The organism is Wolbachia endosymbiont (group A) of Colletes cunicularius, from assembly GCF_964264715.1.
Lineage (GTDB): Bacteria > Pseudomonadota > Alphaproteobacteria > Rickettsiales > Anaplasmataceae > Wolbachia.
Genome location: NZ_OZ183471.1, coordinates 632,588 through 655,139, shown reverse-complemented (window position 1 = coordinate 655,139; position 22,552 = coordinate 632,588). Strand labels below are relative to the sequence as shown.

23 protein-coding genes, 1 tRNA gene and 4 pseudogenes are annotated in these 22,552 nt (G+C 34.7%); 11 read left to right on the top strand and 17 right to left on the bottom strand.

The genetic code is table 11. From position 1 onward, the window contains the following. Positions 1-207: 207 nt before the first annotated feature. On the bottom strand, positions 208-2,205 hold the full coding sequence (gene ligA, locus ACFELZ_RS03820; RefSeq protein ID WP_375316545.1) for an NAD-dependent DNA ligase LigA: 1,998 nt from the start codon (positions 2,203-2,205) through the stop codon (positions 208-210). Between the two features lie 229 nt (positions 2,206-2,434). On the opposite strand from ligA, the gene gltX reads away from it, so the two are divergent. Together gltX and ACFELZ_RS03810 are read left to right on the top strand one after the other, a co-directional pair. After that, entirely contained in the window at positions 2,435-3,757 is a 1,323-nt protein-coding gene (gene gltX, locus ACFELZ_RS03815) for a glutamate--tRNA ligase (protein WP_375316544.1), read from the top strand. Positions 3,758-3,925: 168 nt separating this feature from the next. After that, positions 3,926-4,045 (top strand): annotated as a pseudogene (locus ACFELZ_RS03810) (PD-(D/E)XK nuclease family transposase); the annotation flags it as partial. Between the two features lie 15 nt (positions 4,046-4,060). Here the strand turns inward: ACFELZ_RS03810 and ACFELZ_RS03805 are convergent. From ACFELZ_RS03805 to ACFELZ_RS03795, 3 genes are read right to left on the bottom strand one after another with little or no spacing between them, the layout of a single operon-like run. After that, a complete protein-coding gene (locus tag ACFELZ_RS03805; RefSeq protein WP_375316619.1) occupies positions 4,061-4,444 on the bottom strand; it encodes a transposase in 384 nt (127 codons plus the stop codon). A 17-nt stretch (positions 4,445-4,461) separates the two neighbouring features. Then, positions 4,462-4,626: a hypothetical protein gene (locus tag ACFELZ_RS03800; protein WP_375315781.1), complete on the bottom strand. Its 165-nt coding sequence runs from the start codon at positions 4,624-4,626 to the stop codon at positions 4,462-4,464. 3 nt (positions 4,627-4,629) lie between these two features. Continuing rightward, a complete protein-coding gene (locus tag ACFELZ_RS03795; protein ID WP_375315805.1) occupies positions 4,630-4,827 on the bottom strand; it encodes a transposase in 198 nt (65 codons plus the stop codon). Positions 4,828-4,963: 136 nt separating this feature from the next. Between ACFELZ_RS03795 and ACFELZ_RS03790 the strand changes: the two are divergent. Further along, positions 4,964-6,274, top strand: a pseudogene (locus tag ACFELZ_RS03790) (IS4 family transposase); the annotation flags it as partial. Positions 6,275-6,360: 86 nt separating this feature from the next. Beyond that, positions 6,361-7,159: pseudogene (locus ACFELZ_RS03785) on the top strand (IS982 family transposase). Positions 7,160-7,465: 306 nt separating this feature from the next. Here ACFELZ_RS03785 and nusB read toward each other — a convergent pair. Genes nusB through yidC form a run of 3 tightly spaced genes read right to left on the bottom strand, consistent with a single transcriptional unit; the run spans position 7,466 to position 10,063 of the window. After that, a complete protein-coding gene (gene nusB / locus ACFELZ_RS03780) occupies positions 7,466-7,948 on the bottom strand; it encodes a transcription antitermination factor NusB (RefSeq protein ID WP_264688254.1) in 483 nt (160 codons plus the stop codon). Next, positions 7,948-8,376, bottom strand: a complete 429-nt coding sequence (locus ACFELZ_RS03775; RefSeq protein WP_375316543.1) for a 6,7-dimethyl-8-ribityllumazine synthase — start codon at positions 8,374-8,376, stop codon at positions 7,948-7,950. The genes nusB and ACFELZ_RS03775 overlap by 1 nt, the downstream gene beginning before the upstream one ends. Further along, on the bottom strand, positions 8,354-10,063 hold the full coding sequence (gene yidC, locus ACFELZ_RS03770) for a membrane protein insertase YidC (protein WP_375316542.1): 1,710 nt from the start codon (positions 10,061-10,063) through the stop codon (positions 8,354-8,356). Before yidC ends, ACFELZ_RS03775 begins: the two co-directional genes overlap by 23 nt. A 134-nt stretch (positions 10,064-10,197) precedes the next feature. Between yidC and ACFELZ_RS03765 the strand changes: the two genes are divergently transcribed. Further along, positions 10,198-10,713 (top strand): TIGR02281 family clan AA aspartic protease, encoded by a 516-nt coding sequence (locus ACFELZ_RS03765; protein WP_375316541.1) that lies wholly within the window; start codon positions 10,198-10,200, stop codon positions 10,711-10,713. Positions 10,714-10,719: 6 nt separating this feature from the next. On the opposite strand, the gene secF is transcribed toward ACFELZ_RS03765, so the two are convergent. After that, positions 10,720-11,595 (bottom strand): protein translocase subunit SecF, encoded by an 876-nt coding sequence (secF, locus tag ACFELZ_RS03760; protein WP_375316540.1) that lies wholly within the window; start codon positions 11,593-11,595, stop codon positions 10,720-10,722. A 74-nt stretch (positions 11,596-11,669) separates the two neighbouring features. Continuing rightward, on the bottom strand, positions 11,670-11,963 hold the full coding sequence (locus ACFELZ_RS03755; protein ID WP_375316539.1) for a hypothetical protein: 294 nt from the start codon (positions 11,961-11,963) through the stop codon (positions 11,670-11,672). Positions 11,964-12,069: 106 nt separating this feature from the next. Between ACFELZ_RS03755 and ACFELZ_RS03750 the strand changes: the two genes are divergently transcribed. Next, positions 12,070-12,432 carry a helix-turn-helix domain-containing protein gene (locus tag ACFELZ_RS03750; RefSeq protein WP_375315839.1) on the top strand — a complete coding sequence of 121 codons (363 nt, stop codon included), beginning with the start codon at positions 12,070-12,072 and terminating at the stop codon, positions 12,430-12,432. After that, positions 12,392-12,961 (top strand): IS630 family transposase, encoded by a 570-nt coding sequence (locus tag ACFELZ_RS03745; RefSeq protein WP_375316618.1) that lies wholly within the window; start codon positions 12,392-12,394, stop codon positions 12,959-12,961. Before ACFELZ_RS03750 ends, ACFELZ_RS03745 begins: the two co-directional genes overlap by 41 nt. A 103-nt stretch (positions 12,962-13,064) precedes the next feature. On the opposite strand, the gene ACFELZ_RS03740 is transcribed toward ACFELZ_RS03745, so the two are convergent. The 6 genes from ACFELZ_RS03740 to dnaE form a co-directional block, all read right to left on the bottom strand. Continuing rightward, positions 13,065-13,137, bottom strand: a tRNA-Met gene (locus ACFELZ_RS03740). Further along, positions 13,137-14,429 carry an adenylosuccinate lyase gene (gene purB, locus ACFELZ_RS03735; protein WP_375316538.1) on the bottom strand — a complete coding sequence of 431 codons (1,293 nt, stop codon included), beginning with the start codon at positions 14,427-14,429 and terminating at the stop codon, positions 13,137-13,139. Before purB ends, ACFELZ_RS03740 begins: the two co-directional genes overlap by 1 nt. A 112-nt stretch (positions 14,430-14,541) precedes the next feature. Then, a complete protein-coding gene (gene rplI / locus ACFELZ_RS03730; protein WP_375316537.1) occupies positions 14,542-15,087 on the bottom strand; it encodes a 50S ribosomal protein L9 in 546 nt (181 codons plus the stop codon). A 7-nt stretch (positions 15,088-15,094) separates the two neighbouring features. Further along, entirely contained in the window at positions 15,095-15,370 is a 276-nt protein-coding gene (gene rpsR / locus ACFELZ_RS03725) for a 30S ribosomal protein S18 (protein WP_375316536.1), read from the bottom strand. After that, positions 15,370-16,152, bottom strand: coding sequence for a 30S ribosomal protein S6 (rpsF, locus tag ACFELZ_RS03720; RefSeq protein WP_375316535.1), 783 nt, complete (start codon positions 16,150-16,152; stop codon positions 15,370-15,372). The genes rpsR and rpsF overlap by 1 nt, the downstream gene beginning before the upstream one ends. 48 nt (positions 16,153-16,200) lie before the next feature. Next, complete coding sequence (gene dnaE, locus ACFELZ_RS03715) at positions 16,201-19,530, bottom strand: DNA polymerase III subunit alpha (protein WP_375316534.1); 3,330 nt, start codon at positions 19,528-19,530, stop codon at positions 16,201-16,203. Positions 19,531-20,224: 694 nt separating this feature from the next. Between dnaE and ACFELZ_RS03710 the strand changes: the two are divergent. The 4 genes and pseudogenes from ACFELZ_RS03710 to ACFELZ_RS03695 form a co-directional block, all read left to right on the top strand. Next, a pseudogene (locus ACFELZ_RS03710) lies at positions 20,225-20,593 on the top strand (transposase DNA-binding-containing protein); the annotation flags it as partial. 56 nt (positions 20,594-20,649) lie between these two features. Then, a complete protein-coding gene (locus tag ACFELZ_RS03705; protein ID WP_375315805.1) occupies positions 20,650-20,847 on the top strand; it encodes a transposase in 198 nt (65 codons plus the stop codon). A gap of 3 nt (positions 20,848-20,850) precedes the next feature. Next, positions 20,851-21,015 carry a hypothetical protein gene (locus ACFELZ_RS03700; RefSeq protein ID WP_375315781.1) on the top strand — a complete coding sequence of 55 codons (165 nt, stop codon included), beginning with the start codon at positions 20,851-20,853 and terminating at the stop codon, positions 21,013-21,015. After that, positions 20,958-21,416, top strand: a complete 459-nt coding sequence (locus ACFELZ_RS03695; RefSeq protein ID WP_375316651.1) for a transposase — start codon at positions 20,958-20,960, stop codon at positions 21,414-21,416. The genes ACFELZ_RS03700 and ACFELZ_RS03695 overlap by 58 nt, the downstream gene beginning before the upstream one ends. Here ACFELZ_RS03695 and ACFELZ_RS03690 read toward each other — a convergent pair. Continuing rightward, positions 21,388-21,738, bottom strand: coding sequence for a hypothetical protein (locus ACFELZ_RS03690; RefSeq protein ID WP_375316533.1), 351 nt, complete (start codon positions 21,736-21,738; stop codon positions 21,388-21,390). The two genes, ACFELZ_RS03695 and ACFELZ_RS03690, sit on opposite strands and share 29 nt — an antisense overlap. Positions 21,739-21,966: 228 nt before the next feature. Further along, positions 21,967-22,428 carry a dUTP diphosphatase gene (dut, locus tag ACFELZ_RS03685; RefSeq protein WP_264688252.1) on the bottom strand — a complete coding sequence of 154 codons (462 nt, stop codon included), beginning with the start codon at positions 22,426-22,428 and terminating at the stop codon, positions 21,967-21,969. Positions 22,429-22,552 lie beyond the last annotated feature (124 nt).

Below are 22,552 nucleotides of genomic sequence, written 5' to 3'. Positions count from 1 at the left end.
TGTTAGCGGAATCTATGCTGAGATACTGCGAATAAATCGCGGTATGACGTGTTGCTTGGGTCAGCTATAGGACCTGTACCAGCACCATGACCTTACCCAGAAAAAATGGAGAGAAAGAAAGGAGTTTTTTTGTGGTAATCCAATCAATCCAATTAACAGCTTGCTCATTATAGTCTTGCAACTTTGATTTAATATACAATCCAAGTGTCATTTGAACACTCCCGAACTTATCACTTTATGCCACTGGTCTTCATCTAAAATTTCTACACCTAATTCCACTGCCTTTTTATATTTGGATCCTGGTTTTTCTCCTGCAATTAGGTAGTCAGTTTTAGTAGAAAGATGTGAGCTGACCTTTGCTCCTAGAGTTTTGGCTCTTACTTTTGCCTCTCCTCTACTCATAGCAAGTAGCTTACCAGTAAACACTATAATTTTATTATTTAAAACAGAGTCACTAGAGTTGGAGCTCACAGGAAGAATTTGAAGACAAGCAGTAAGATCATTTAACATTTTGATGTTATGTTCCTTAGAAAAAAATGATTCCAAAGATTCAGCCCCTTTTTTTCCTATGCCGTCTATACCGACTAGCTCAGTATTATCTGATGAAAGTTCAATCATCGAATTATACCAATTATCATAAGAAACATAATAATCTGCAAGCAATTCTGCTGCAACTTGGCCAATAAATCTAATACCTAAAGAAAATATAAACCTATCTAGAGTTATTACCCTTCTGCTTTGTATAGAATTTAACAAATTAGCTATAGATTTCTCGCCCCAGCCAGACTGTCCTTCCAGATTAAATTCATCCAATTTTTCTTCTAAAGTAAAAATATCATGGATTTGTTTTATCAGATCAAGGTCGTAAAAAAACTCTATCTGCTTATCACCAAGGCCAACAATGTCAAATGCATCTTTCGATACAAAATGCTTTAGTTTTTCTATTATTTGAGCTTTACAGGCAAATTCCTCAGGACATCTTACTGCCGCCTCTCCCTCAACCTGACGTACTTTACTACCACATTCAGGGCATACTCCAGGAAACACAAATTCAGGTGTATTTGGAAGACGAGAATCTCTGTTCACTTCAATGATCTGGGGAATTACATCTCCTGCCCTTTTGATTGTTACAATATCTCCCTCTCTTATGTCTTTACGTTTTATCTCATCTTGGTTATGCAGACTTGCTCTACTAACTAGCACCCCACCAATATTGACTGGCACTAAATCTGCAACTGGAGTTAAAACCCCTGTTCTGCCCACCTGTATAAATATCTTATTTAACTTTGTTTTTGCATAAACTGCAGAAAACTTGTATGCAAGTGCTGAGCGCGGTGCTTTGTGAGTATTCCCTAGACGATTTTGTAGTACCAAATCATTTACTTTATAGACTATTCCATCAATATCATAATCCAAGTTATAGCGACAATTATAGACCTCGTTATAGAACTTCAGCATTCCATCCAAACTACTCGTTAAGGACTGATGCTCATTTACGCAAAAACCAAGTGCCTCAAGCTTATTTAGTATTTCACTTTGACTTTTCTCTGCTCCACCAATCAAAGAATAAGCAAAATATCTAAGTGGTCTACTTGCTGTAATGTTTGCATCCAATTGCTTTAGAGAACCAGCAGCTGCATTTCGAGGATTGGCAAATTCATCGTTTTCATTTAACTTTAAAAAGTCGCTGTTACTGATGTATATTTCACCTCTTACTTCCAATCTACCTTGCACACCTTGCAAAAACTTAGGAAATCCTTTTATTGTTGCAACATTGTGAGTGACATCTTCCCCTAAAAAACCGTCACCTCGAGTTGCAGCTTTAACAAATCTCCCATCCTCATAAATTGCAGAAAACGATAACCCATCAATTTTTGGCTCACATAATATCTCTATTTTGTCCTCAATTAAAAACCTCTTTATTTTAGACAAAAATTTCTCTACATCTTGTTCATCATAGGCATTCTCAAGAGAAAGCATAGGTTCTTGATGTTCCACCTTAGAAAACCTCTCATCAGGTGGAGCACCAACACTATCTTGTGTTGCATAAATTTCTGGAAATTGTGCCTCTATTTCAGCTAACTTTTTCTTCAGTCCATCATATTCAGCATCACTTATTTCTGGCTTATTTTTTTGGTGATACAAAACATTATGATAATTTATTTGATCTTGCAGTTTTTCTCTCATCTTTTCTAAGTTAGTCATGATATCAATATAATGCTACATTAGCCTTTGTCGTCAAGCTGTGAATTTTCTTGAATTTATCATATGGTCTTAATCCATCAAATATCAAAGGTGCCACAATGCTATAGCCATACTTATTTTTCTCTTGCTCAATTGTATTAGCAGATCTCACTTGCTTTAGCCGTATATTTATATAAAATTAAAATAAATTAGAGTAAATAAGTTATTATTTTACAGTATTGCTATTTAAATGCTAACAAGATTCGCTCCAAGCCCAACTGGCTATCTCCACGTAGGAAACGTACGAACTGCTTTGGTTTGTTGGATGTACACACGTAATCAAAATGGAAAATTTCTACTCCGTTTTGATGATACTGACCTTCAGCGTTCAGATGTCAAATATATAAATAATATCATAGAAGACCTAAAATGGATTGGTATCGATTGGGATGCAAGTTTTAAGCAATCAGAGCGCTTTGAGCGCTATAACGAGGTGTTCTTGCAGTTAATAAAAGAAGGGCATATTTATGCATGCTATGAAACAAGAGAAGAGTTAGAAATTAAACGAAAGTTGCAATTAAAACAAGGACTTCCTCCTGTTTATAACAGAAGTGCATTGCTTCTAACTGAGCAAGAGAAAATCCATTATGAGCAAGAAGGACGAAGACCACATTTCAGGTTTAGATTGGATAGAAATGAAGTTGTTAAATGGAATGACGAAGTTAAAGGTGAAATAAATATTGCAACAAGTCACATCAGCGATCCTGTGGTAAAAAGAGAAGATGGAATTTATACATACATGCTACCTTCTGTTATTGATGACGTTGACTTTAATGTAACCCATGTTGTACGTGGGGAAGATCATGTAACTAATACCGCAGTTCAGATCCAAATGATTAAAGCATTAAAAGCGAAAATCCCTATATTTACTCACCTTTCTCTACTACATTTTGATGATAGCAAGATATCGAAACGGAAAGGCGGGCTGGATATCAAGTCCATAAGAGAAGATGAGACTGAACCAATGGCGCTAACTAGCTATTTAGCAAAACTTGGAACATCTGATCCGATAGAAGCTCATGTTGACATACAGTCTTTAATTGACTCATTTGATATTAAAAAATTTAGCTCAGCATCTGCACAATTCAGCTTGAGTGAAGTATACAAGCTAAATAGCAAAGTGCTGCAACAAATGTCATTTGAAATTGTACAAGAACGTTTAAATCAAATTGGAGTGGGCTCCTCAGAGTTTTGGTATTTTATAAGGAACAATATAGAAAGGTTTTCTGAGGTGGCCAAGTGGTGGAAAATATGCAAATCTGATATAGAGCCTGTGATTCTTGATAAGGAGCTTATAAAAATTGCGTTTAATGCATTGCCTCAAGGCGATTGTAACGAAAACACATTATCAGAGTGGGTAAAAGCTATTCGACAGACAGTGGATATAAAGGCAAAAGACTTATTTATGCAGTTGCGTTCAGCTTTAACAGGAACAGAAACAGGACCAGAGCTCGCTAAATTATTAATTTTTATCGGCAAAGAAAATATCATTGCAAGGTTAAAAAAAAAGTGAAAATCAAAAAATTATATAGTAACCAGACTGCATTCTGTGAAAAACACGATCTTTCATTTGAGCTTTCTTCAATTTAAAATAAATACAGAAACTAGCTATCTTCAAAAATATGGTTGAATAATTGTTAATAACAGTGTATAATTATTAATATTTTCAAGCATTTTTGCCATGGCTCTTTCAAAATTTCTCGATCCTCGCAATGATTTGTGTTTCAAAAAAATCTTTGGAACGGAAAAAAATAAGAATATCCTGATCCACTTTTTGAACGATATTTTAGGGTTTACTGAGAGCCTGTCTTCAAACTCAAGAATGAGCTAATTTGTGAAGCATAATAGTGATCATATTAAAGAAGATGTTATTTTTTGAAGTGAGAGGAGAATGCTCATAATCCTTACTCATACGTCTAAAATTGGAGAGCCAAGCAAAGGTTCTCTCAACAATCCAACGTTTGGGAATAACCTGAAATCCTGTATCAACTATTTTCTTGGTAATCGTCAATAAACATCCAGTTTCCAATAAGCAGAGGTTTTGCAATTTACCTGTGTATCCTTGATCAGCAAAAAACTTATGTAATGTTGGAGCTTTGCATTTGGCTTGAACAAAAAGATTTAGTGCACCATCACGATCCTGAATGCTTGCACTTTGTACTTCAGCAGCAATTACAAGACCTACAGTATCTACAACGATGTGGCGCTTTCTACCCTTTACTTTCTTGCCAGCATCATATCCTCTGGATCCCCTTTTTGAGTAGTTTTTACTGATTGGCTATCTATTATTCCCACTGATGGAGTTTCATTCTTACCAATTATCTCTCTTACTTTTTTAACTAGAAAATCATGAATCTCTTGCCATATTCCACTTTTTTTCAATCGCTAATTACAACTATACACTGTTTTCCATGGTGGAAAATCTTTAGGCAGTTGTCTCCATTGACATCCTGTTCTCATCATATAGCGGATTGCGTTAATAATTGTTCTAATACTATGTTTTCTTGGTCTACCGGTCTTTTTAGGTTCAAAATATAGCTCTATTATCTTCCATTCTTTGTCACTTATATCGCTTGGGTACATTTAAAATATATCTTATAACACACTTCTTAACTCCTTTCTACTTAGTTTGAAGACAGGCTCTAAAAGGAGAAAAAGCTGCTATCTTACTAATTCAACTTTCTATTATAAATAGATCTATGGTCTAAAAATGGAATATATGATGAAAAGAACTATAAATACCTCAACTGGCGAATGGGCAGAAAGTGAATTTGGAATTGTTAATTTTGGTGATATAAGATTAAGTAAAAGGCTTCTAAAAATAGTTAATAGTTTTGCTGAATCGCCTGAGTGTTCAATAAATCAAGCTTGTGAAGATTGGCATCAAAGTAAAGCAGCTTATAGATTTTTCCAAAAAGATGCCATTTCTGAAAGAAAGATATTAGACAGTCATATAATTAAAAATATTGAAAGAGCTAAAGAATACTCAACTATCTTAGCTATCCAGGACACGAGTTATATTTCATATAAAAATCATAAAAAGACCGAAGGATTAGGGATTATAGCAGCAAGATTAACATCTAAAACAACTAATTTTAAAACCCATGGATTAGTGATGCATACAACGTTTGCAGTTACAACAGAAGGACTACCTATAGGATTATTGGATCAAAAAATTAGTACTAGACCTCCCTTAGCTGAAGACCTAAAGGAGTTGAAAAGAAGAAGCCATAATACTGCTCTTCCCATAGAAGAGAAAGAAAGCATACGGTGGATAGCATCACTTAAAGACTCTACTAAACATCCTGGATTAAAGGATGTTAAGGTAGTTACCGTTTGTGATAGAGAAGCAGATATTTATGATTTATTTGAAGTTGCTTCCACTAATCAATCTCTTTTTGTAGTAAGAGGAAATCAAAACAGAACAGTAAACAAGAAGTCGACTTATTCTGAAAAAGGTGGTGAAAGATTGTGGGATTTGATGAATCGCATGTCTTGCCAAGGAGAAATACAAGTGAGTATTCCTGCTTGCGATAACAAACCTCAAAGAACAACAGTTTTAGAAGTAAAGTTTAGTAACTTTGTGATGAATGCATCAAAAAACAACGCTAGACGTAAAACGCAAAAACTTCCTAATTTAAATTTAAATGCTGTCTATGTTATAGAAAAATATCCCCCATTTGGCGAAGAGCCCATGAACTGGATTTTGTTAACAAATATAAATATTAATAATTTTGAAGAAGCAGTAGAAAAAATACAATGGTATTGCTTAAGATGGAGAATAGAGGTTTTTCATAAAATTTTGAAATCCGGTCTTAAAGTTGAAGAATGTAGGCTCCAAACAGCAGATAGATTGATCCGCTTTCTTACAATTATGAGTATAATTGCATGGAGAATATTTTTTATCACATTGGTAGCTAGAACAAATCCGAATCTTTCTTGCACTGTCATACTGACTGATGACGAATGGAAGGTTTTATATACCAAAATGCTTAAGACAAAAAACTATCCTGAGACTCCACCACCTATAAACGTGAATTCTGAATTAAAGGAGAATAGAAAAGGCAAGAAAACAGGGTAAACTCAGCAGTGATAAAAAAATAGATGAGGTTACCCATGGAAGATATAACAAAACTGTTTTGTTTGGTCGATGATTTTTGCAGAGATATAGAGAAAAATTTTGCAGATAAACTACTGCCAAATGGTAAAAACCCCACAAGAACAACGGAAATTGAGCACTCCGAAATCATGACAATAATCCTGCTATATCAACAATCTCCGTGTAAAACTTTCTATCTACATTACCTAACGTTGCTCTACAAATCAGAGTTTCCAAAGTTACCTTCATATACCAGGTTTGTTGCTCTAAAGCCTAGGGTTTTGTGGCATTTAGCAATGTTGTTGCATTGGCTTTGTGGACAGTCAGAAAACACTGGAATTTCATATATAGACACAACTCCCATTGCAGTTTGTCATGCAAAAAGAATATCCAAAAACAAAGTTTTTGCTGGAATTGCAAAATTAAGCAAGAGCACTTACGGCTGGTTTTTTGGTTTCAAATTACATATGGTAATCAATGAAAATGTTGAAATTCATGCACTTACGCTAACAAAAGGCAATGTTGATGATAGGATACCTGTGCCAAATCTGACGGAAAAATTAATCGGTCTTTTGTTTGGTGACAAAGGTTATATTGCAAAAGAGCTTTTTCAGAAGCTGTTTGACCGAGGTTTGAAACTTGTTACCAACGTGAAAAAAGGAGACTGTTTTTGGTTACCTAAAAAATAGACTAGAAATTGAACACACTCGCCATAGATCCCCTGTTAATTTTTTGGTTCATATCTTTTCTACTCTCATTTCCTATTCCATCAAATCCACAAAGCCTTCTATTTCCTGTACTTTCTTCCTTCCTTAATCCAGAATTCGCGTTCTTAGCTATAAAGTCACAAGCAATAAAAGACAACAATGGTAAATATACTTCAATAGGTCACGGTAAGCTAGTGAACATATTAGGTATAGGCGTTAAAGAAAACGATGCTAAAGTGTTCAACACTTATTTGGAAAAAGCTGTTGTCGAACAAGTTGCTTCTGAACAAAAAGCAAAAAACTAGACAGCTAAGTATAAAAAAGGTAGATTAAGTCTGCCTCTTTATTTTTTAGTGCCGGTTACTCAAATTCATTATGGGAATTACCTTAACTTTTATATAGTTGTGAGAAGCTGCTAAGGATTTTTATTTAATTTAACTGCATCTTTTGCCTTATCCAATAACCCATTAATAAAACCAATTTCGCTTGGTTTATCAAGTAAATCAGATGCAATATTAGTATACTCATTGATAACAACTGGAACTGGCGTATCACAATTAGCTAACTCACATATTGCAACACGCAAAATAGATAAGCTTATAAGATTTAACCGTGAAAGGGACCAGCTTGGGTGTAAGTAAGACTCTATTATTTTATCATATTCTTCACTGCTTTTTATAACCTTATATAACAAGTTTTCTAAGAACTGATGTTCAAATTCTTCACATTCAAATATATCTTTCAACTTACTTATGTAGTTCTTAAGCTCACAATTTTCCAGTTTAAAAGTGCTTTTGTTGTAACCTACGAAAATATTTGAATAAGCAATTTGTACAGCAAGAAATCTTGCCGTACTTCTTTTTATGCGCCACTTTTTATCTACTGGTTTTTCCTCCATTATTTTAATTTATTGTGTAAATCTATCATATGCAAAACAGTTGAGGCTGCATGGCCACCAACGTTCTTTTTGTCTTTGTCAGCTCTAATTAGTGCTTTATCTTTGCTGTCAGCGGTAATTACGCCCATACCAAGGGGTATTGCATAATGCATAATAACTTCATTTAAACCTTCGATTACCCCTTTACAAACGTATTGATAATGATCAGTTTCACCGCGAATCACGCACCCAAGAGCTAAATAACCGTCATAATTAGCATTCTTGCTTTTGACTGCAAAGAGAATTGTAGCTGGTATCTCAAATGCACCAGGAACTTCAATTATGTCATAGCTTGCATGACTTTCTTTTAATCTATCGACTGCACCTTCAAGCAAAGGGTTCGCTATTTCAGTGTGGTAAATTGAATTAACTATTAGTATTTTCGACATTCATCCCCACTTTTCTTGTTAAAAGCAACTTTATTAATGATTGTTGAATTAGAGTTATAATATTACTAAATATCCAATATATTACCAGGCCAGCAGGAAAAGAAGAAAAAATAAAGACAGAAATGTAAGGTAAAAACTTCATAACATTTACTTGAATATCATCTTTACTGGTTTGATCTTTCTCACTTAGCTTCTGCTGAATTATCGTGGTGGCACCGAAAATTATAGGTAAAATGCCTATAGAAATAGGGAAGTTATAATTAAACAACCCAAATAATGTAAAGATGTTCGTTGGGTCAGGAGCTGAAAGATCCTTAATCCATAAAAAAAAAGGAGCATGCCTCATCTCTATAGTAACAAATAATACTTTATATAGAGCAAAAAATACCGGTATTTGTATTAGCATGGGAAAAATGCTCGACATTGGGTTTACATTGTTTCTCTTGAACAACGCAATTGTCTCTTTGTGCTGCTTTAAGCTGTCATTTTTATACAACTCTTTTATACGAGTTAATTCAGGCTGCAGGCTTTTCACCTTGAACATCGAAATATATGATCTATTAGATAAGGGAAGCATCAAAAGTTTGATTACTAAAGTCAGCAATAATATTGCTAAGCCAAAATTTTTTAAAACGAAGTTAAAATATTCAAGCAGTAAAAACACTGGCTTGGTTATAAAATAAAGAACACCAAAATCTACAGCTTTATCAAACAAAGGTATATTGAGAGTATCCTTATAAGAATCCAGTAAATTCAACTTTTTTGCTCCAGCAAAAAAATAATTCACATTAGAAACACTTGCGCCAGGAAGTATGCTCTTGTAAGGTTTGACAAAATCTACTTGGAATTTATCAGTATTATTAACGTTCGTATGTTTAATGCTTACATTCATTTTATCGGATTTCTCAGGTATGATGGCTGTAAGCCAGTATTTATCAGCAAAACCAAACCAACTTTTTTCACTCGTGCTTGCTTTTATTAAATGTTTTTTGGAAATATCCTTATATGTCCACTCCTCCAGTTTATTATCAAATGCACCCAGTACTCCTTCATGGGATATCCAATAAGATTCGTTGATATTGTCACGTTTACGGTTAATTCTACCATAAGGAACCAAAACTACGTTATCTTTTGTATTGTTTTCAATAATTTGCTCAACTTTAAACATGTAGTTATCGTCAAGGCTAATTTTCATTCTAAATAAAATGCCATTTTCATTATCCCAAAATAAATTGACCTCTTTTTGATTGAGTTTATCTGCTTGCCAGACTGTTTTAGAATCTGGAACTTTAATCTTTTCATTCGGATCGAGCCACCCAAATTCTGCGAAATATACATCTTTTGATTCTGCAGGTGACAGTAACACCACTTGTGGAGAAGAAGAACTCGGTTCTAAGTGGTAGTTAGTTAAGATTAAGTCATCAAACCTTGCACCTTTCAAAGAAATTGATCCTTTAATCATGTTATTGGTTAAACTAACCCTCTGTTCTCGAGTGGAATTAATAATTTCAGAACGATTTTGGTGTATTATAGGAGCAAGGTCGTTAAAAGATTCGATATGTTCAATATTTTCAATCAATGGCTGGTTTTGGTTTGCACTAAAAAAATTATCATAAATAATGCGCCAAGATACCATGATCAACATGGAAAGGATAGCTGCTAAAATTAAACTTTTTGCTTCTGACATGAAATTAAATCAAACATATCTTCTTAAAGTGTATACTAAATATTGTACTAAAACAATGAAATTTACTTATTTTTAATAATAACTTTTAACGCTAATCTTTAAAATTTATTTTAATAGCTTCGAATTTTAATAATATGAGCGCGGTGAAAAATCTAGTTATTTGGTTACTAATAATAGCCGCCACTTCAATGCTTATTGATTCACAAAGGGACAAACTAAGCGACAGATTTCTCAGTACTTTTTTACCATATAAAGGAAGAATTCAAAATAGTGGTCAGAATAGTGGAAGTATCGAATTTACGAAATCATACGATGGACACTTTTATATTCAGGCTCAAGTCAATGATCGCAATATAACGTTTTTGCTTGATACTGGAGCAACCGATATTGTTCTATCACAAAAAGACGCATTACATGTTGGTATTAACTTACAAAACGTTCAGGATTTTAAAATATATGAAACTGCGAAAGGTAAAATAAAAGCTGGAGTGGTTCAAATACCTCAAGTTAAAATAGGAAATTTTTTGATTAATGATGTACAGGCAAGCGTTAACACTCATTCTATGTCTCATTCACTACTTGGAATGAGCTTTTTAAGGTATTTTCATTTCACTATAAGAGATAATAAGTTGATATTATACCGCGACTAAACACTTCTACAATCTACTTATCAAAGCTTTGTAGGTTAATATAGGAGCAGAAATAAATATTGCAGAACAAGTGCCAATCAAAATACCAAAAAAAATAATCAAGCTGAAGTCTTTCACTGCATCTGTGCAGATTAATGCCAAAGGAAGAGCAGCAAGAAGGGTTGTACTCGAGGTTAATATAGTGCGAAATAATGTAGCGTTGATACTTGCATCTACTATCTCACTCATCCGCCCACTTTTACCACTCTTGCGATACTCTCGAATCCGATCGTATATAATTACTGAGTTATTGATTGAATAACCAATGACAGTGAGGAGAGCTGCAACTGATGAAATATTAAACTCAATGCCAGTTAGGCTAATAAAACCAACAGTTAAAGCCACGTCATGAATCAGTGCTGTTATTCCACTGAATCCACATTGCCAATTAAATCTAAACCAAACGTAAAAAAATATTCCAACAATCGCGATCAACATGGATAACATTCCTTCAAATATTTGTGTTGAGCTTATTTGTGGGCCAACATAGTCTATTTTACGATAGCTTATTGAGCTTCCCAGCTTTTCTTCTAGTATGCTTTTTATCTTTTTGATTTTATCTTCATCTCCTTCATCTTTAAAACGCATGACTAAATTATCACCCGCTTTTGAACTCTGCACTGTAAAACCATTTTCTTTTAATGCATCGAAAATAGAGTGATTCTCATCTGAAGATTTTATCTCTATCAAAATTCCGCCTGCAAAGTCTATGCCTAAGTTCACTCCACGTAACACAACAATGAGCATTGAAAAGATGATAAAAATGATGCTAATTAATGCAGTCAAATCCCTATATTTACTAAACTTGATATTGAGGTTATCTGGAATGAGTCTAAGTGCCATGCTATTTACTTAAAATAATCACTTGAATTTTATATACTTTTTAAAAAATTCACTAGTTTATTCTGTGATTGGAGTCATGCAATTTCATCAGTTGATAAACCAGTTATTTGGGAGATAACATCGATAGAAACGCCCAATATAAGTAGATTATTAGCAACTTGGATCCTCTCTGCTTTGTTAACCTTTTCTTTGGTAACCTGCATGCCTTCGCAAAAAGATTCGGCTAACACATTGAATCTATCCCGTGCTGCTTGGCCCTTAATCTTTTGATATTCTCTTATTAAACTTGATAGTTCTTTTTCTGTCTTACTATCCTCACCTTCACAACAACCTTCTTCTATCTCAGGTAGTAGAACTTCTACCTTCACTGACAATGCCTTAGCTATTGCATATAATTTCTCAGTTATAGCTAACCGAAATAAGGTTTCCTCAAAGGAGTGTAAAAAGGTATAATACTGCTTTAATTAAGGTAGAATGATGGCAAAGCCATATAGTGAGGACCTGAGGGAACGAGTTTTAAAAGTGGTTGACGAGAAAAAAATGACTATGGAAGAAGTAAGCAAGATGTTCAAAATTGATAGAAAAACTATATACTGGTGGAGGAAAAGAAGAGAAGAAACAGGAAGTATAAAACCGTCTTCAGGCTACCAAAAGGGACATAGTCATAAAATTAAATACTTAGATGGCTTTGTCAAATTTCTGGATGAAAACCGAGATATTACGGTTGAAAAAATAATTGAAAAATTTGGCAACATGTGCAAAGACACAGTCTACAATTATCTTAAAAAAGTAAACTATACATATAAAAAAAACTTTTCTTTATCAGGAAAGGAATGAAGAGAAACGCAAGGAGTTCATAAAAAAAATAGAAGGAATAGAAAAAGAAAACTTGATATTCATAGATGACTCTGGAGTAGAAGACAACAGATTTTATGAATATGGGTGGTCTCAAAAAGGCAAGAGGTTATTTGCCGATAAACCAGGGTTTAAAAGAAAGAGGGTAAGCATAATAGGAGCACTAAATGAGGGAAAAGTTAAAGCTTCCTGGGTAATTGAGGGCTACTGCAACAGCGAGATTTTTGATGCTTATGTAGAAAATATACTTGTTCCTATATTAAAACCTGGACAGACTATTGTTCTCGATAATGCAAGCTTTCATAAATCTGCAAGAACGAAAAATTTGATAGAAAATGTTGGGTGTAAAATTTTGTTCTTGCCGCCATACTCACCGGATTTAAATCCGATTGAGAAGTTCTGGTTTGCCATTAAGCATGCCATAAGAAAAGTGCTGCCAAGCTTTTGGCCCAATATTAATTCGGCTATTGATTTTGTCTTTCAGCTCTCGGGGAAATCTTACTTCGGTTAGCTATAAGTGGATATACAACTGAACGTAACCATTCCAAGTAGCTGACACTGGGTCGCACTACTTCACCAATAGCACTATCTTGCTAAACATAGTTTAGTTCGAGTGGCTGAGGAGGGACTTGAACCCCCGACCAAGAGATTATGATCCTCCTGCTCTACCAACTGAGCTACTCAGCCTAATTGAAAACCTTGCTATATATGTGACCTACATGCTTTGTATAATATTTCAAATCAAACAAAGATTCAAGTTTTTCCGAGTTAATAACCTTAAGTAAAGGTTTATCTTGTTTCAATTCGGCCAGAAAATCACTGTTGTTTTGTTTCACTTTCATTGCATTGCTCTGAACAATTTTATACGCCTCTTCCCTCGCCAAACCACTATTTACTAACTCAAGCAATACACGCTGTGAGAAAACTAAACCTTTTGAAGAATTTAAGTTCTTTTCAATGTTTTCCTTATTGATTACCAATTTATCTATCAAATCTGTTAATCGCACTAAAGCAAAATCCATTGTTATACAAGCATCAGGAGCAATGCATCTTTCCACAGACGAGTGTGATATATCACGTTCGTGCCACAATGCAACATTTTCTAACGCAGGAAAAACATAACTGCGTATTAAACGTGAGAGTCCCGTCAGATTTTCACTTAAAATAGGATTACATTTGTGTGGCATAGCAGAGCTTCCCTTCTGCCCAATGGAAAAATGCTCAGAAATTTCGCCGATTTCAGTTCTTTGCAAATGACGAATTTCAATTGCAATATTTTCTATTGAGCTTGCAATCACTCCCAAAACCGAAAAGAACATGGCATGTCTATCACGAGGAATGACTTGAGACGATATGGTTTCAGGTATGAGTCCCATTTCTTTCGCTACATACTCTTCAACAAACGGATCAACATTTGCAAAATTACCTACTGCACCTGATATTTTACAAATTGAGATCTCTTTTTGCGCGCTAATTAATCTCTGATAATTGCGTTTAAATTCAGCATAAAATCTAGCAAATTTTAATCCAAGAGTTGTTGGTTCTGCATGCATTCCATGACTGCGCCCAACACAAACAATATCTTTATAGTCCTCAGCTTTTTTTTTCAATACTGCAAGTATATTTTTTAGATTCTTGAGTAAAATATCACATGACTCTTTCAACTGCACCGCAAGGCATGTATCCAAAACATCAGAACTTGTCATTCCATAATGAAGATAACGAACATCAACTCCCGCTTTTTCAGCAATATATGTCAAAAAAGCTATAACATCATGTTTTACAATGGATTCAATTTCGTTGATACGTTCAATATCAAATTCAATAGCACCAGAGAGCTTCTGAGCAACACTATTTGGAATCACTCCTAACTCTGCTTGAGCTTCACACGCTAATTTTTCTATTTTAAGCCATATATTAAATTTATTATTTTCCTCCCAAATGGAAGACATTTCTTTTTGGCTATAGCGCGGGATCATTAAATGACCCCCGTCTTATCTTTGAACATGCTAGATCCCAGTGGCACGCACTGGGATGACAGAAAAAAAAGGCACTGGAATGACAGGAATAGTTGATATATTTTATTCACTGCTATTTGTTATTTGTATCTTCTTGCTCCACTGCTTCACCTTCTTGTTGCTCAGACTTCTGATTTTGCAACTTTACTTGCCTTAATTCATGCGCATCTGTTTCGGATTTCACAACGTATATAGTAACTGGCACTATTACTTTACTATGCAACTCTATGTTTACTTGGTACTCGCCCAAGTTTTTGATGCTTATTCCACCAAAAGATAAACTACGGTGACCTATCGCATGTCCTTCTTGTAGTAAAACTTTCGCAATTTCACGTGTTGTTACAGAACCAAAAATTTTACCATCCTCTGAAGCTTGCCTTATCAATACCACAAACTTATCATGTAGTGACAATGCAAGCTCTTTTGCTACATTTAATCTTTTTGTATTCTCTTCCTCCAGCAATAAACGTTGTTCTTCTAGTTTTGCTAAATTCTCCTTGGTAGCCTTCACCGCTTTTCTTTGTGGAAAAAGAAAATTACGTGCATAACCTGGTTTAACTTTGACAACTTCACCAAGCTTACCTAAAGTCCTTATATTTTCCTTTAAAATTATCAACATAAATTACCTAAACTTTTTTAGTACAGTAAGGAGCAAGAGCCAAAAAACGTGCCCTTATGATCGCTAAGCGTAACTTCCTTTGTTTTTTTGCACATACGCCTGTTAATCTTCTAGGTAATATCCTACCATAGTCAGAGGTAAACTTGGATAATAAATCTGTATTCTTATAATCTATGTCTTCATCTTTAGACGCAGCAAGAGGGCAAACTTTAGAACGCCTAAAGCCAGTCCTATTATTTACAGATACGTAAGAATTATTAAAACTATTTCGTCTTTTCATCATTATGCGCTTTGCTCCTCAATTTGTTTATTCATCATATAAGATTTACCTTCAAAAAATTTATCAACCTGCACAGACAAGTGGCGAATAACGTTCTCATTAAGTTTCATTCTACGCACAAATTCATCCAGAATGCTTGCAGTAGAACTTATGCACATTATACAATAATGACCGCTCTTCATCTTATTTATTGGATATGCAAAATCCAAAAGACCCCAATGTTCATACTTGATTAATCCTGATGCTTCAATGTTTTCCAAAAGCATTTCCAATGCTTTGCTCGATTGAGTTGGACCGTTTATTCTAAAATCTTTCAAAATATCTTGAAAAATCTTTATTAGATGTTCTGAAATATTTCTCTTCAAAGCATTTACTGCATTATGGATAAACGCACTTTTAGCAATTTGCTCACTGCCTCCTAGAAATTTTATAAAATCTTGCGTTATTCCTAAATCTTTTAGGTCATCTTTCAACTCTTTATCGATTTTTGACTTCACTTCTTTCAAATTTGAAAGATCTTCTTCCAATTCAACCCATAAAATTTTTGTAAGATCTTCCAAGAAATCAGAGTAAGCAACTAGACCTTCTTTAATGTTTTCAGCACGCGTTTCTAACTCTTGTTTTGTAAGCGTACTATTTTGCCTTTCCATAAGACTCTTGATCTTCTGGAAAATAACATCCGCTTTAATATTTTTCAATGAAACAGCTAGCTCTTGGACCATCTCCTCTACTTCTTGCTGTAACAATCCTTGTTGTGCTATAAAAGTAAATTCATAAAGATTCACTATATCTTCCTTTAATACCGATTAAATACTTCATTATATAAAGCTTTTTTATATAAGCAAGTTATTTGTATTAATTTCTACGCCTCTAATCCAGCTTAAGTTAGATATTTCATAAATAACCTGAGGAGCAATTGAGTATGCACCTGGTAATAAGATGCTCACTTTATGTTTTTCGAGAAGAAGTTTTAGCATTATTTTGGTTCTGCCTTCATCTTTCAATATTGTGTTTAATTCCATAGCGGCTTTTTGCGAATCCGTGCACTCAGTGATGAGAACTAATTCTTTTATTGTAGAAGTGATTCTTTTTGTAAACTCAGATATATCCTTGCCTGCTAATCTTGTCGTATTTTCCGAAGCTTCAAGATCGATTATCACAAATGTTCCTGGTGAAAATAAATCTCTTTTTTCTTCTATTATTTCATTATTATAGAATGCTATTTCAGAAACGTTATGGGGATCAGAAAGTGTGAGTATAACAAACCTTCCACGCTCTGAAGTTCTCATACGTGCATTTAATATTACCCCAGCAGTTTTTGCTGTTCTATTTTCTCCGATAAACCCAATATTTAACTTTTCCAGAAGAGTTCTAAATTTTTCAAGTGGATGATTAGTTAAATAAAATCCTAGTGAAAATAACTCATGCTCTAATTTTTCCTCTTCATCAAAATCTTCCACATTCTCAAATTTCGGTTTGAGGACATCAAGACTACCAAACAAAGCAGCTTGACTTGATTCTCTATCCTGTTTGTTTTTATTTGCAAAGTAAATCAGTGTGTCCATTGACTCATATAGCTGCTTCCTGTTCTTATGCACGCTATCGAATGCTCCGGATTTAATCAGGCTTTCTAGCGCTCTCTTATTTATTATATGACCTGAATTTTGAATGAATTCCCATATGTCCTTATAAGCGCTTGAACGTGTGTTCACTATTCCTTCTGCTATAGAAAAACCAACATTCCTCAAGGCAGCAATACCATAACGTATGCACTCACCCTCTATTGAGAATTCAGCTTGAGACTTGTTTATATCAGGTGGAAGAACGGTAACGCCACTAAACTTTGCTGCATGATAAAATAAATTCAGTTTATCTCTATCATCAATATTTAGATTCATTAGTGCTGTAAAAAATTCTAATGGATAATTAGCTTTAAGGTAAGCCGTTTGATAAGATATAACCGCATATGCAGCTGCGTGAGATTTATTAAATCCATAACCAGCAAATTTTGCAACAAGGTCAAAGATATAACTTGCCCTGTCATAATCAACGCCATTCTTTGTTGCCCCTTGGATGAAAAGTTCACGTTGTTTATCCATCTCTTCCTTAATTTTCTTACCCATGGCACGTCTCAGCAGATCTGCTTCCGCTAAGCTATACCCGGAAAGAATACGGGCTATTTCCATCACCTGCTCCTGGTAGATTATTACCCCAAATGTTTCTTTTAACACTCCTTCAAGTAACGGATGAATATAATCTGGCTTTTCAAGTCCATGCTTTCTTGCAACATAAGTTGGAATGTTATCCATAGGTCCTGGACGATAAAGGGAAATTAAAGCGATAATATCTTCAATGCAATCTGGCTTTAATTTGATTAAAGCTTCTCTCATTCCCGAACTTTCAAGCTGGAACACTCCAATTGAATCACCGCTAGAGAGCATCTCATAGGTTTTTTGATCATTCAAAGGAACTGAAGAAATATCGATCTTTTTTTCATCATGATTAATTAAACGACATACATGATCTATTAGTGTTAGCGTACCAAGTCCAAGAAAATCAAATTTTATTAGCCCAGCTTTCTCTACATATTTCATGCTGTATTGAGTGATTGGCAGAGCCGAATTTGGATCGTAGTACACAGGAACAAAATTTTCCAACTTTTGATCACATATTACAATTCCAGCAGCATGAGTTGAAACGTGACGATATATTCCTTCGAGCTTTAGTGATATATCAAGAAGCTTTGCAATTACCTCATCACTATCTCGTTCTTTCTGCAGGTTTTGATCAAACTCTATCGCTTGTGATAAAGTTACAGGATTTACTGGATTAAATGGAACCATTTTAGATATTTTATCCACTTGAGAGTAAGGCATTTGCAATACTCTACCAACATCACGTAATACTGCCCTTGCTTGCAATTTTCCAAAAGTGATTATTTGAGCAACATAACCGTACTTTTTCTGAACATAATCAATAACCAGGTCCCTTTTCTCTTGGCAGAAATCGATATCAAAGTCAGGCATTGATACACGATCGGGATTTAAAAACCTTTCAAATATTAGGCCAAACTTTATTGGGTCAAGGTCTGTAATCTGTAAGCCCCAAGCAACAATTGATCCAGCACCAGAGCCTCTTCCTGGACCAACTGGAATGCCATTTGCTTTGCTCCAACGAATGAAATCAGAAACTATCAAAAAGTAGCCAGCGTAGTTCATCGAAGTTATTACGCTTAGTTCGTAATTCAGCCGATCGTAGTATTGTTTAAGGTCTATATCTGTCTCATTCGCAATGCGGAATTCTAATCCTGCAACTGCCTGCTCCCTCAGTTCTTCATTCTCAGTTTTATTTTCTCGACAAGGAAATTTAGGCAAGATAGGCTGCCTGCTTCTTGGCATGTAAGAGCACCGCTTAGCTATCACTAAAGTGTTATGAATTGCTTCGGGAATGTCGCTGAACAGTTCCTCCATTTCTGCCACAGATTTGAAGTAATGCTCGGTAGTTAACTTCTTTCTGTTATTCTCCAGGGCATAACTCCCCTCCGATATGCACGTTAATATGTCATAAGCCTCATAATCAGACCTATTTGGAAAAAACACATCGTTCGTTGCAACCAGTGGTACATTGCGCTGATAAGCAAAATCTATTAAAGCTTCTTCAAGCTCTAGCTCTTTATTCAGCCCATGACGCTGCAATTCAACATATAAATGACCATCGAATGCTGAAAGCAGTTTTTCAACCGTTTCTTTATCTTGCCCCAACAATAGTTGAGCCAAACATCCACCGGTTAAAGCGATCAGACCCATACTTAAATTCAATAGCTCATCAAAATCAACGTAAGGAATATCGCTGTTATTCTTGCGCTTTTTAAAAGACTCACTCACCAAAGTGACTAAATTAGTGTACCCTTGCTCATTTTTTGCAAGCAATAATATAGGTAAATTTTGTTCTGAATGTTTAACTATAATATTGCACCCTATTATTAGCTGTATTCCCCTACTTGCTGCATATTCTGAAAATTCGAGCGAGCCAAACAAGTTGCCTGAATCAGTAATTGCAACCGCTGGCATTTTATTTCGCAAACAAAGGCCTATCAGCTCCTCAATTTTAACCGAGCTTTCAAGCAGCGAATAAACACTATGAACACGTAAGTGTATGAACATAAAAAACTTTAGATCAGAAAAAAAAGGATACCATTAATTTACTCATGAGAACATAATTTTCATGAGAACAAAAGCCTATAAGATTTCTCAAATCTAAGGTTAAAATACAAAAAACTACTTGACACCCTTCGCCAGCCTCCTTATCATGAAACTGAAGCTATTTATTTATCTTCTCTGTACAGGTTAAATGACAAAAAAACTCACGTATCTGGCGTCTCATATTTAATTTTTTGCACTATGTGCACCTTATGTCTTTATAAAATTTCTAGGTTTTTACCTAACATAAGCTGAAATACGCTTATAAAGCATTTAAAACATCAAAAAACGCCGATTTAAAAAATGGATAGTGAATAACTAGCTACCCTAGGGTTTTTTTGCCTTTTTTTCTGTTTAGTAAATTTCTTAATGTTTATAATTTAGGTTAGTTGCGGCTTAAAAGCAGCTGAATCGCGGTTATTAAACGTTTAGAATAAAAAAACGCCATACTTGAAAGTATAATGTAAGTAATTAGCCAACCATGGGGCTTCTTTTGCCTTTTTTTCTACTTGGTAAATTTCTTAACATTTATCGACAATCGTCATCCCGCTGCTTGTTAGCGCTTACTATTACCCATAAATCTAAAAGGAGAAAAAGCTGCTATCTTACTAATTCAACTTTCTATTATAAATAGATCTATGGTCTAAAAATGGAATATATGATGAAAAGAACTATAAATACCTCAACTGGCGAATGGGCAGAAAGTGAATTTGGAATTGTTAATTTTGGTGATATAAGATTAAGTAAAAGGCTTCTAAAAATAGTTAATAGTTTTGCTGAATCGCCTGAGTGTTCAATAAATCAAGCTTGTGAAGATTGGCATCAAAGTAAAGCAGCTTATAGATTTTTCCAAAAAGATGCCATTTCTGAAAGAAGGATATTAGACAGTCATATAATTAAAAATATTGAAAGAGCTAAAGAATACTCAACTATCTTAGCTATCCAGGACACGAGTTATATTTCATATAAAAATCATAAAAAGACCGAAGGATTAGGGATTATAGCAGCAAGATTAACATCTAAGAGCCTGTCTTCAAACTAAGTAGAAAGGAGTTAAGAAGTGTGTTATAAGATATATTTTAAATGTACCCAAGCGATATAAGTGACAAAGAATGGAAGATAATAGAGCTATATTTTGAACCTAAAAAGACCGGTAGACCAAGAAAACATAGTATTAGAACAATTATTAACGCAATCCGCTATATGATGAGAACAGGATGTCAATGGAGACAACTGCCTAAAGATTTTCCACCATGGAAAACAGTGTATAGTTGTAATTAGCGATTGAAAAAAAGTGGAATATGGCAAGAGATTCATGATTTTCTAGTTAAAAAAGTAAGAGAGATAATTGGTAAGAATGAAACTCCATCAGTGGGAATAATAGATAGCCAATCAGTAAAAACTACTCAAAAAGGGGATCCAGAGGATATGATGCTGGCAAGAAAGTAAAGGGTAGAAAGCGCCACATCGTTGTAGATACTGTAGGTCTTGTAATTGCTGCTGAAGTACAAAGTGCAAGCATTCAGGATCGTGATGGTGCACTAAATCTTTTTGTTCAAGCCAAATGCAAAGCTCCAACATTACATAAGTTTTTTGCTGATCAAGGATACACAGGTAAATTGCAAAACCTCTGCTTATTGGAAACTGGATGTTTATTGACGATTACCAAGAAAATAGTTGATACAGGATTTCAGGTTATTCCCAAACGTTGGATTGTTGAGAGAACCTTTGCTTGGCTCTCCAATTTTAGACGTATGAGTAAGGATTATGAGCATTCTCTTCTCACTTCAAAAAACAACATCTTCTTTAATATGATCACTATTATGCTTCACAAATTAGCTCATTCTTGAGTTTGAAGACAGGCTCTAAGATAGCAGCTTTTTCTCCTTTTAGATTTATGGGTAATAGTAAGCTTGTAGCAACAACATAGCCCTCTTCGCCTTTTTGGTTAGTGAAATATACACGATACTCACCATCTATATCCTTACCGTCTTTATCCTTATTTTTGTTATTTTCTTCGATATACTTAAGCTCTCCTTTTGTTATTTGTAATGCTGATTGTGTATCACGGAAACTAACAATCTTCCAAGCTTTCAACTCAGATATTTCATTGTTTTTGCTGATGGAATATATTGCTAAACTAACCAGTGCAACAGCGTGGTGTAGCTGCAAAAGCTGCAAGTGGAGCTAGCATGGAAGTTGAAGACACCCAATATGGTGATGAAAGTGCTACTGCTGCGCCTATGGCATACAAAGAGGTAAGTGCAACAAGTGCAGTGTTTGTTTTGTGGAACTGACCACGATGATTTTTGAAAGTTAGCATAAACGACCTCATTTAATAAAATATTAATATGGTAAATTGTGTATAAAAGAACTGTCATAGTCAAGCTTTTTCGCAAATTACCTGCCACTTGAGCCAAAGCCCCCTGCATTGCGACCGGTTTCTTCTGTACAGAATTCTTCTCTGTCATCCCAAATTACCTGAGATACAGGAGAAATAAGGATTTGTGCAATTCTATCTCCTCTTTTTATCTCATACGACTGATTACTTAGATTAATCAGGCAAATTTTAACCTCACCTCGATAATCAGAGTCTATAGTGCCAGGAGAGTTTAAGACAGTAATTCCATGTTTTGCAGCAAGACCAGAACGTGGGCGGATTTGCCCCTCAAAACCGTTTGGTATTGCAATCACAATTCCAGTTGGAACAAGTAATCTCTCAAGTGGATTTAAAACAGCAGAGTCATTCAATGCAGCATAAAGATCCATACCAGCACTCTGCGTAGTTGCATAACATGGAAGAGACAAGTCTTCTCCGTGTGATAATCTTTTTATTTCTACTTTAATTTTACTTCTTTGCACTCCAATTTACCAACTATGAAGATTCAATTATAGCATGTAAATTGTATCTGCAAAAGTAATAAATGTTACATCGTAAATGATGTCATTCTAATGCGTGACGCTAGGCCATAAAATAAGTTTTTCG

Bases quoted from the DNA above. Each gene is read 5' to 3' on its own strand.
- ligA (WP_375316545.1), bottom strand. From the start codon at position 2,205: ATGACTAACTTAGAAAAGATGAGAGAAAAACTGCAAGATCAAATAAAT.
- gltX (WP_375316544.1), top strand. From the start codon at position 2,435: ATGCTAACAAGATTCGCTCCAAGCCCAACTGGCTATCTCCACGTAGGA.
- ACFELZ_RS03795 (WP_375315805.1), bottom strand. From the start codon at position 4,827: ATGTACCCAAGCGATATAAGTGACAAAGAATGGAAGATAATAGAGCTA.
- nusB (WP_264688254.1), bottom strand. From the start codon at position 7,948: ATGGAGGAAAAACCAGTAGATAAAAAGTGGCGCATAAAAAGAAGTACG.
- ACFELZ_RS03775 (WP_375316543.1), bottom strand. From the start codon at position 8,376: ATGTCGAAAATACTAATAGTTAATTCAATTTACCACACTGAAATAGCG.
- yidC (WP_375316542.1), bottom strand. From the start codon at position 10,063: ATGTCAGAAGCAAAAAGTTTAATTTTAGCAGCTATCCTTTCCATGTTG.
- ACFELZ_RS03765 (WP_375316541.1), top strand. From the start codon at position 10,198: ATGAGCGCGGTGAAAAATCTAGTTATTTGGTTACTAATAATAGCCGCC.
- secF (WP_375316540.1), bottom strand. From the start codon at position 11,595: ATGGCACTTAGACTCATTCCAGATAACCTCAATATCAAGTTTAGTAAA.
- ACFELZ_RS03750 (WP_375315839.1), top strand. From the start codon at position 12,070: ATGATGGCAAAGCCATATAGTGAGGACCTGAGGGAACGAGTTTTAAAA.
- purB (WP_375316538.1), bottom strand. From the start codon at position 14,429: ATGATCCCGCGCTATAGCCAAAAAGAAATGTCTTCCATTTGGGAGGAA.
- rplI (WP_375316537.1), bottom strand. From the start codon at position 15,087: ATGTTGATAATTTTAAAGGAAAATATAAGGACTTTAGGTAAGCTTGGT.
- rpsR (WP_375316536.1), bottom strand. From the start codon at position 15,370: ATGATGAAAAGACGAAATAGTTTTAATAATTCTTACGTATCTGTAAAT.
- dnaE (WP_375316534.1), bottom strand. From the start codon at position 19,530: ATGTTCATACACTTACGTGTTCATAGTGTTTATTCGCTGCTTGAAAGC.
- ACFELZ_RS03705 (WP_375315805.1), top strand. From the start codon at position 20,650: ATGTACCCAAGCGATATAAGTGACAAAGAATGGAAGATAATAGAGCTA.